General features: G+C 71.2%; 8 protein-coding genes and 1 pseudogene. 5 read left to right on the forward strand and 4 right to left on the reverse strand.

Annotation, left to right across the window (positions count from 1 at the left end; translation table 11 throughout):
- Together HMPREF0058_RS07035 and HMPREF0058_RS07040 are read left to right on the forward strand one after the other, a co-directional pair.
- Window positions 1–596: pseudogene (locus HMPREF0058_RS07035) on the forward strand (glycosyltransferase family 2 protein); the annotation flags it as partial.
- Window positions 593–2,149, forward strand: a complete 1,557-nt coding sequence (locus HMPREF0058_RS07040) for a DUF5719 family protein (RefSeq protein WP_006549064.1) — start codon at window positions 593–595, stop codon at window positions 2,147–2,149. The pseudogene HMPREF0058_RS07035 and the gene HMPREF0058_RS07040, both read left to right, overlap by 4 nt.
- Before the next feature lie 75 nt (window positions 2,150–2,224).
- On the opposite strand, the gene HMPREF0058_RS07045 is transcribed toward HMPREF0058_RS07040, so the two are convergent.
- On the reverse strand, window positions 2,225–2,686 hold the full coding sequence (locus HMPREF0058_RS07045; protein WP_231550241.1) for a metallopeptidase family protein: 462 nt from the start codon (window positions 2,684–2,686) through the stop codon (window positions 2,225–2,227).
- 136 nt (window positions 2,687–2,822) lie between these two features.
- On the opposite strand from HMPREF0058_RS07045, the gene HMPREF0058_RS07050 reads away from it, so the two are divergent.
- Window positions 2,823–3,257, forward strand: a complete 435-nt coding sequence (locus HMPREF0058_RS07050) for a DUF3499 domain-containing protein (RefSeq protein WP_034236576.1) — start codon at window positions 2,823–2,825, stop codon at window positions 3,255–3,257.
- 1 nt (window position 3,258) lies between these two features.
- On the forward strand, window positions 3,259–3,480 hold the full coding sequence (locus HMPREF0058_RS07055; protein ID WP_006549067.1) for a Trm112 family protein: 222 nt from the start codon (window positions 3,259–3,261) through the stop codon (window positions 3,478–3,480).
- Window positions 3,481–3,821: 341 nt separating this feature from the next.
- On the opposite strand, the gene HMPREF0058_RS07060 is transcribed toward HMPREF0058_RS07055, so the two are convergent.
- The gene (locus HMPREF0058_RS07060) at window positions 3,822–4,673 is read right to left on the reverse strand and encodes an RDD family protein (protein WP_006549068.1); all 852 of its coding nucleotides are present in this window, start codon (window positions 4,671–4,673) and stop codon (window positions 3,822–3,824) included.
- A 14-nt stretch (window positions 4,674–4,687) separates the two neighbouring features.
- Here HMPREF0058_RS07060 and HMPREF0058_RS07065 point away from each other — a divergent pair, with 14 nt between their 5' ends.
- Window positions 4,688–5,683, forward strand: a complete 996-nt coding sequence (locus HMPREF0058_RS07065) for a stage II sporulation protein M (RefSeq protein ID WP_006549069.1) — start codon at window positions 4,688–4,690, stop codon at window positions 5,681–5,683.
- A gap of 5 nt (window positions 5,684–5,688) precedes the next feature.
- Here the strand turns inward: HMPREF0058_RS07065 and HMPREF0058_RS07070 are convergent, their stop codons facing one another.
- On the reverse strand, window positions 5,689–6,981 hold the full coding sequence (locus HMPREF0058_RS07070; protein WP_006549070.1) for a DUF58 domain-containing protein: 1,293 nt from the start codon (window positions 6,979–6,981) through the stop codon (window positions 5,689–5,691).
- A gap of 84 nt (window positions 6,982–7,065) precedes the next feature.
- Window positions 7,066–8,091 (reverse strand): AAA family ATPase, encoded by a 1,026-nt coding sequence (locus HMPREF0058_RS07075; RefSeq protein ID WP_006549071.1) that lies wholly within the window; start codon window positions 8,089–8,091, stop codon window positions 7,066–7,068.
- Window positions 8,092–8,205 lie beyond the last annotated feature (114 nt).

Here is an 8,205-nt window from a genome sequence, read left to right on the forward strand (position 1 = left end):
TGCCTCTGACCCTGAGCGACCGCGCTGACCAGGAACTCGCCGACCTCGTCGCGCGGGCCGTGGGCGGCCAGGACGAGCAGGTTGCCGACGAGCTGGCTCGCCACGGCGTCGCCGTCGTTCTACTGACCGAGCGCGCCGGCGACGAGGTCACCGCCAGTGCACGGGCCGGGCTGGAAGCCACCCCCGGCCTGGAGTCCCTGGCCCAGACCCCGGTCGGTGTCTCGTGGAGGGTCGGCCCCTCCCAGGCGGCTGAGGTTGCTCGGCTCTCGCTCGTGGACTCCACCGGCCAGGCCACTACGGTGTCCGACGAGCCAGGCGCTCAGGTGACCGCCTCCGAGGATGAGCGCACGCTCGTCCTGGCCGAGCGGGCCTCGCAGGGCTGGACCGCCTCCATCGGCGGAACCGAGCTGGAGGCCACCAGCGTCTCCGGCAGCGACTGGCGCCAGGCCTTCACCGTTCCGGCCGGGGTCTGCGGGACCCTGACCCTGAGCCACGCCTCGCCGCTGGCCGTGGCGGCAACCTGCGTGATCTGGGTCGTGTGGGTCCTGACCGCCCTGGCGGCCCTGCCCCTGCGGCGTCGGAGGAGCCTACGATGACGACTCCGCGTACCTTCCTTCGCCGAGGCACGGCCCTCCTGGCTGCAGCTGGTCTCCTGGCCGGCGCAGCTGGCGCGACCTGGTGGGCCACCTTGACCCCGACCGCCGCCCAGGCCGAGGTCGGCGCAATCAGCGTGCCCGCTGCCGTGACTGAGTCCGTCTACGCCTGCCCTGCCAGCCCTGGTAACTCGGTGGGCGCCGTCGACCTGGGGCAGACCAGCTCGGCCACCTCGATCACGGTTCTCGGCGCGGGGACGCGAGCGGCCTATGGGGGCCAGCGGCTGGAGGACTCCACGTTGTCTACCGACGACGCCGTGGGCGGAGTCCTCACCCTCGCCCCCGGGCAGGACTCCGAGGCCTCGGCCACCGGGCTCGTGACAACCTCGACCGCCTCGGGCGACCTGAGAGGCCTGACCGCCTCGGCCTGCGCCCCGGCGTCGGCGGTGTCCTGGATCGTTGGCGGCTCGGCGGCGCTGGGCTCCTCCTCTGAGCTGCGCCTGGTCAACCCCGGCCGCACCACGGTCACGGCGACCGTCACGCTCTACGGCTCGACGGGGCCGCTCACCCTGCCTTCTGGCGGACAGGTCGCGGTGCCGGCCGGTGGCTCGGCCTCGGTGCTCCTGGAGTCGGCATCGTCAGCTGACGCGCGCGTGGCGGTCTCCGTGGAGGCTGACGGCGGGATGCTCATCCCCTCGCTGGCCACGGAGTCTCTCGACGGCGAGACCCCGGCCGGCACGGACGTCTTGACGGCGGGGGCCGCTCCCTCCACGGACTTGCTGGTGCCTGGGGTGGTCCTGGCGGATCCTGAGAAGGATGCTGGGAGCTCGGATGCGGGTAGCTCGGGCGGCGAGGCGCACTCTGGTGCTCAGGACGGCGGTGGCGTGCAGGCCGCGGCTGGCCCGGCGCTTCGGATCGTCAACCCTTCCGAGGCTGAGGCCACCGTCTCGGTCACGCTCGTCGGTGCTGACGGGGAGAAAGAGCTTCCTGGTGCGCAGTCGCTCGTGATCGATCCCGGCGCCGTCTTTGACGTGAGCCTGGAGGGCGTGGCAGCGGGGACCTACGGGATCCGCGTGACCTCCGACCAGCCGGTGGCTGGCGCCGCGCGGCTCGTGCGGACAGCGGGGGAGTATCCGGCCGGGTCGGGCACGTTGATGCGTGACGTGGCCTGGGTGCAGGCGCAGGACGCTGCTGTGGTGGCGGACGCCGCCCTGACGGTGCCGGCGCCGGGTCGCGGACAGACCATTACCTCTACGCTTGTGCTGACTAACCCGGCGAGGCAGTCGGCCACCGTCACCCTGGCGGCGGCGACGGGCTCCTGGTCTCAGGAGGTCACGGTGTCGGGCGGCAAGACGGTGAGCGTCGACCTGGACGCCGACACGCTGCCCCAGGGAACGGGGGCGTTGACACTCTCCGCCCCTCAGGGCTCCCAGGTGCGTGCGGCTGCGGTGCTCACCCAGAGCGTGGAGGGCGACGCTGCGGGCACGCTGATCGCCGTCGTCCCGCCCGTGGCCGACGCCGCAGCGGCCTCGGCCAGGTCCCTCCAGCTGCGCTGAGCCCCACGGGGTACGGGGCGTCCAAAGCGGCGTGCCGGGACAGAGGCCCCGTCCTTGGACGCTGGGGATCGCGGCTCAGGAACCGAAGGCAGTGGGGTCGATGTCCTCGGGCCGGCGACCGAGCATCTGCGCCACTTGCTCCACCACGACCTGCCGGACGAGCTCAGCCAGCTCGTCTTCACCGTCGGCGCGAGAAGAGACTGGTTGGCGGTAGATGATGATGCGGGAGGGCAGTCCTGCCCGAGGCTCGGCGGAGAAGCCGCGTCCCAGCACCACGCCGCGCTCCCACGGTGCAGGGTCGGAGGGGGGAACCTCCTCAACGGCGAACTGGATCGTCTTGACCACCGGCCAGCGCCGTGAAAGATCCTCAGCAGCTGAGGCGACCATCTCGTCGAACTTCTCGGCTCGTGTACGCCAGGCCGGCAGGTGAGGCGGCAGCAGCGGTCCGCGCAGGCCGCGTCCGTGGCGGTCGCGCCGACGTCCGGGTGTAGTGAGGGCCGGGCGGCTGTCTGGCTCAGGGGCGGGCAAGGAGGTCACGCCTCAACCCTACGAGTCGTTGGGGCCGGGACAGGTGATCGTTGCTCCCACCGCTTCGGGTTGCGCCGTGGGAGATCCGGCCCCGTGACCGAGTGGCGCTGCCGGGCCCGGGCAGGAGGCGCGGTAGCCTGCGACGGTGAGAACCGTCAGAAGCTGCCGCAGACCAGGTTGCGAGAATCCCGCCGTCGCGACGCTGACGAGTGTCTACGCCGACTCCACGATTGTGCTTGGCCCCTTGGCCACTGAGCGTCAGCCTGAGGCCTACGACCTGTGCGAGAAGCACGTCGAGTCCTTTACCGCCCCGAGAGGCTGGCAGGTCATCCGCCTGGCGGCAAGCTTCGAGCCTGAGCCCCCCAGTGAGGACGATCTTCTTGCCCTTGCGGATGCTGTGAGGGATGCCTCGCGTCACCAGCGTCCCCGCCCTCAGCCGGCGGAGCGGACGGGGCGTCCTGGCGGGATCTTGCCCTCGCCGCTGACGCAGCAGGCGTCGGAGACCCTGCCGGAGATGGATGGTTCCGAGATCATGCGACGTGGTCACCTGCGGGTGTTGCGTGGGCAGAAGGAGGACTGAGATGAGTACCCAGGCCTGGACGCCAGTTGACGGGTCTGTCAGCGGTGCGGACGCGCAGATCCGCGCGTTGTTGCGCTGCCCGGTGACGGGAGAAGAGCTTGTGGACGTCCGCGGCCCCTCTGGCGAGGTGGGGCTGGCTTCTCGCGGCGGTGGTCTGGTCTACCCAGTCCGTGACGGTGTGCCGATTCTTCTGGCCCACGAGGCGAGTCCTCTGGAGAACTAAGGCGGCTCTGCGCCGTTGCGCGGCACTGCTGCCTCTCTCTTCCGTGCTGCCGCTGCGCCGCCCCTGGGCGCTGCTGCCCCCTCTCCCGTACTGCCGCTGCGCCGCCCCCCGTCTGTCGGTACTGCCGCTGCCCCGCGGCGTTCTTCGCCTGTCCGTCATCGCCACATGCGTCGGTTTCTCGCTACCCCTTGGCCGTCTTCGCTACTCCTTTGTTTCCTTCGCTACCCGGTGGCGCGCGCTATGGGGTAGCGGTTGGCGTGAAGGGGTAGCGGTGGTGAGGGCGGGGTAGCGACCAGCGCCAGAACGGGGCAGCGGGAGCAGTACGCGCAGGGCTCGGCGGCTCAGACCACGCCGTAGGGCAGCCGCTGCGAGCGCTCGAGCTCACGCTCCTCCAGTGCGCGGTCGCCCAAGGCCATCTCCAGCTCACGGTCGCGACGCTCGCACAGCACGGCAGCCAGGAAACGCTCTGGGTGCGTGCCTGTGGGCGGGACAGTGACGTACTGCGAGACCTGAGCGGCCAGCTCCTGACCCACCCGGGCGCGTGCCTGCGGCGCCAGAGTGGAGGCCCGCTGGAGGAAGGTCCGTGCCGCAAGCGCCAGCGTGCCCGGCAGCGCCCGCATGTCCGCCTGGGCGGCCCACTGCGCGAGCTCGGGAGGCATGAGCAACGGGGGAGCGCTCAGAGCGCCTGAACGGACGGTGAGCACGTAGGTCCCGGCCAGCAGGTCGCCCAGCCGCTTGCCACGCCGGGTGACGATGCATGAGGCGATGGCGATCCCTCCCGAGGTCGCCCAGATCTCGATCACCGCCGTGAGCGCACGCACCAGCGCATGGCGGAAGCGAACCGCACCACCGTCGTCCCGCACCACACGGGTCCCAGTGACCATGCGGCCTGCGCTGCGTCCCCGAGACAGCGTCTCGACGGCCACCGGTACGACCACCATCCAGCACAGGACCACCAGCGACACAAGGACGCCGGAGCCGGCGCTGCCCGGCTCTCCGAGCCTGACGTACAGCGTCAGCCACAGGAGCAGGGTGACGATCCCGCCCAGGGTGTACAGCGCGTAGTCGATGAGCCCAGACAAGATCCGCGCTCCCACCGAGGCCGCGGTGACCTCGAGAGCCACCGCCTCCCCGATGACCACGCGCTCAGGGACCATCATCCGCTCGGAGGAGGTGTCACTCAACCACGTCATGCCACACTCCTTTCGTGGATATTGACGCCTTCAGTGTGGCCCACCGCGACCAGTGGGAACGGCTGGACCACCTCGTAGCCGCTCCCCGCCTCAGCGGGGCCCAGGTCGACGAGCTGGTCACGCTCTACCGCAGTGCAGCCCGTGACCTGTCCCGCCTTCGCACCGGCGCCCCGGACCCGCAGCTGCTGGCCGAGATGTCCACTCGCGTGGCGGCCGCCCGCGGACGCATCACCGGTGCTCGTGACCTGCGGGTCAGCGACCTGCGTCGCTACGTCACGGTGAGCATCCCAGCGGCGCTCTACCGCCTGCGCTGGTGGACGCTGGGTGTCACGGCGATCGAGCTGCTCATCGCTGTGGTCGTAGGCGTGTGGACCCTGCGTGAGCCTTCTGCCATGGCCGCCCTGGGCAGCCCGTCCGAGCTGGACGCCTACGCCCACAAGTCCTTCGAGGCCTACTACTCCGCCTACTCGGCCCCTGACTTCGCCTCCATGGTCTGGACCAACAACGCCCGTATCGCAGCCCTGTGCGTGGCTGGAGGGATCACCGGCATCGTTCCGGGCTACATGCTGCTGGCCAACGCGGTCAACGTGGGGCAGGCCGGCGCCATCATGGCCGACCATGACATGTTTGGCCTCTTCCTGGTGCTGATCTCCCCGCACGGTCTGCTGGAGCTGACCTGCATCTTCATCGCCGGCGCCGCAGGCCTCAAGCTCTTCTGGACCATGCTGGTTCCGGGCCCGCGTTCGCGTGCGGTTGCCCTGGGGCAGGAGGGTCGTTCCCTGTTCACCGTTGCCGTGGCACTGACGGCGGCGCTGGGTGTGGCCGGTCTCATCGAGGCCTTCGTGACTCCCGCCCCGGTTCCCTGGGCGCTCAAGATCGTGGCCGGCGTGCTCGCCCTCGCGGTCCTGTGGGCCTACACCGTGGGGCTGGGACGGCGTGCGGTCCTGGCCGGGCACAGCGGGGACCTGGCCAATGAGGAAGCCGGTCAGGTTCCGGCCCAGGTGGGCTGAGGCACTCATAGCCGCCCCGCGGCCTTGAGGGCCAGGTAGGAGTCCGCCATGGCCGGCGCCAGGCGGACGGCCGGAGCCTCCACCACCTCGATACCGCCACGGCGCAGCCGGTCCTGCACCGCCGCCAGCTCCAGCAGGTCGCGCTCAGCCGAGGCCGCCAGGTAGGCGTCCTCGGCGTCCTCGCGCCGGCTGCGCAGCTCCTCCAGCTCCGGGTCCGAGGCGGAGGCCACCAGGACCGTGTGGTCGCGCGCCAGCGCCGCCAATGAGCGCAGAAGCCCGGCGTCCGTGCCGGCACCGTCCAGCGCCGTGAGTACGACGACGAGTGCGCGCTGGGACAGGGCGCGGCGCACGGTCTGCGCCAAGGCGGCCCAGTCGGTCTCGCTGAGCTCAGGGCTGACCGGGGCCAGGGCATCGGCCAGGGCGCTCATGAGCGCCGGCCCGGACTCCCCACGCACCTGGACCCCCACCTGCTCACTCATCGTGAGCACGTCCACGCGGTCGCCCGCGCGCGAGGCCAACGCCGCCAGCAGGAGGCAGGCCTCGATCTGGGCGTCCAGGCGCGGCTCGTCTCCCAGCCTGGCAGCGGACAGGCGGCCGGTGTCGATGACGATGAGGACGCGTCGGTCCCGCTCCGGACGCCAGGTACGCACCACGACCTCGCCCCGACGCGCAGTCGAGCGCCAGTCGATGGAGCGCACGTCGTCCCCGACGACGTACTCGCGCAGGGAATCGAACTCGGTGCCGGCCCCGCGCACCATGACGGCGCTGCGGCCGTCCATCTCGCGCAGCCGCGCCAGACGACTGGGCAGGTGGCGCCGCGAGGCGAAGGCCGGCAGCACGCGCAGCCGCGCCGGGCTGCGCAAGGAGGCCTGCCTCCCGGCCAGTCCCAGCGGACCTCGGGAGCGTACGGTCACCAGGTCCGCCGTGCGGTCACCCCGGCGAGTCGGGGTCAGCACGGTGCGATGACGACGTCGCTGGCCGGCAGGCACCTCCAGCCGGCCTCGCTCGTTGCTGGCTCCGGCCGACGGCGGCCACGCGTCACGCAGCTCCAGGCGGGCCGTGCGCCGGCCGTCGTTGGCGACGGTGAGGGTCGCCGTCGTCGACTCGCCCAGGCGGATGGTACGGGCCAGGCTTCGCTCCACCCGCAAGGCGCGTGGGGAGGGAGCCGCCAGGACGTCCAGGGCCACCAGCGCTACCACGCCGGCGCACCAGGCCAGCACGCTGACGGGTCGGGGAACCAGGAGGACCACGAGACAGCCCAGCGCCGTCAGCCACACGCTGCGGGTGGTCAGGTACATCGTTCCTCCTGCGAGATCTGGTACGTGATGAAACGGGCAGGCCTGCACGGCCGATGCACTGGGACCGGCAGGGCCGGCAGGTTCTCAACGCGGGACGGGCACCGAGCGCAGGACGCCGGTGATGACGGACTCGGTGGTCACGCCCTCCATCTCCGCCTCGGCCCGAAGCTGGATGCGGTGGCGCAGGGCAGGAACCGCCAGCGCCTTGACGTCGTCAGGCGTGACGAAGGAACGCCCGGACAGCCACGCCCACGCGCGGGCTGTGGCCAGCAGCGCCGTCGCCCCACGCGGAGACACGCCCAGCGCGACGCTGGGGGCCTGGCGGGTGGCTCGCACGAGGTCGACGACGTAGGCCAGCAGCTCAGGCGAGGCGCCGACGGTGCGTACCTGCTCACGCGCGGCTGCCAGGTCCGCGGGGGAGGCAACCGCCTCAAGCCCGGCGGCTACCAGGTCGCGCGGGTTGAAGCCGGAGGCGTGGCGCGTGAGCACCTCGATCTCCTGGGCGCGCTCGGGCAGCGGCAGGACCAGCTTGAGCAGGAATCGGTCGAGCTGGGCCTCGGGCAGGGGATAGGTTCCCTCGTACTCGACCGGGTTCTGCGTGGCCACCACCATGAAGGGGTCAGGAAGCGCGCGGGGCGTACCGTCCACGGAGACCTGGCGCTCCTCCATGGCCTCCAGCAGCGCGGCCTGGGTCTTGGGTGGGGTGCGGTTGATCTCGTCAGCCAGCAGCAGGTTGGTGAAGACCGGCCCGGGCCGGAAGGAGAACTCGGCTGAGCGAGCGTCGTAGACGAGGGAGCCGGTGACGTCACCAGGCATGAGGTCAGGAGTGAACTGGACACGCTTGGTCTCCACGTCCATGGCCTGGGCCAGGCTGCGCACGAGCAAGGTCTTGGCCACGCCAGGCACGCCCTCCAGCAGGACGTGCCCGCCGGCGAGCATGGCGATGACCAGTCCAGTGACTGCAGCGTCCTGGCCGACCACGGCTTTGCTCATTTCCGAGCGCAGCGCCACCAGGCGCTCGCGCGGGTCGTAGGCCTCAGCGCGCGGTGAGGCGGTGTCCTGAGCGGTGTGCCGAAAGGACGTGGTGCCGTCAGGAGTGTTGGTAGTCATCGGTGGGAGACCTCGCTCTCGAGATGGTCAAGCTGGGAAGCCAGGTCCGCCAGGGACCTGTTGGAGTCTGGCACAGGGCCGTACAGGAGCTGGTGGACCTGGCGCTGGCTGTGG

Origin of the sequence: Actinomyces urogenitalis DSM 15434, assembly GCF_000159035.1 — a bacterium.
GTDB classification, from domain to species: domain Bacteria; phylum Actinomycetota; class Actinomycetes; order Actinomycetales; family Actinomycetaceae; genus Actinomyces; species Actinomyces urogenitalis.